General features: G+C 47.8%; 1 pseudogene. It reads right to left on the minus strand.

What is annotated here, in order from left to right:
- Positions 1–506, minus strand: a pseudogene (locus tag ACWHAR_RS32500) (PTS mannitol transporter subunit IIBC); the annotation flags it as partial.

Below are 506 nucleotides of genomic sequence, written 5' to 3' on the forward strand. Positions count from 1 at the left end.
TTTTTCAGCTTTTCAATCAGCTCGTCGTATTTCGGGCTGTTTAAGAAGTTATCCACTGATATGTGTGTCGCGTTCGGCAGCTTTGCTTTCGCGCGGTCTGTTAAATCTTTGTGGGTGATGACAATATCCGCATCGCTTGGCAGATTGTTAATGGCCGTGTTGGTCACACTGATGTCAAGCTCCGCTTTTTTCACTTTGTTTCTTAAGATGGATGCCCCCATGGCACTTGATCCCATTCCCGCATCACACGCAAAGATAATTTTGTTCACGCTTTCAGGAGACAGCTCAGACGCTTCTTCTGCTTTGGCTTGTTCCGCCTCTAAAGCAGCTGCTGCTTGGCTTTTCTTCCCCTTCATGGACTGCATTTTTTCTGTTGCGGCAGCCAGGTCTTCTTCACTAGCTTTTGAGGATTTCAGGATCACTGCTGAAACGATGAACGATACAGCTGCAGCGACCAATACACCCGCCAATACGCCGAAATAGCCTCCTCTTGGCGTCATTGCCAT

Source organism: Bacillus sp. LR--39 (assembly GCF_053613335.1).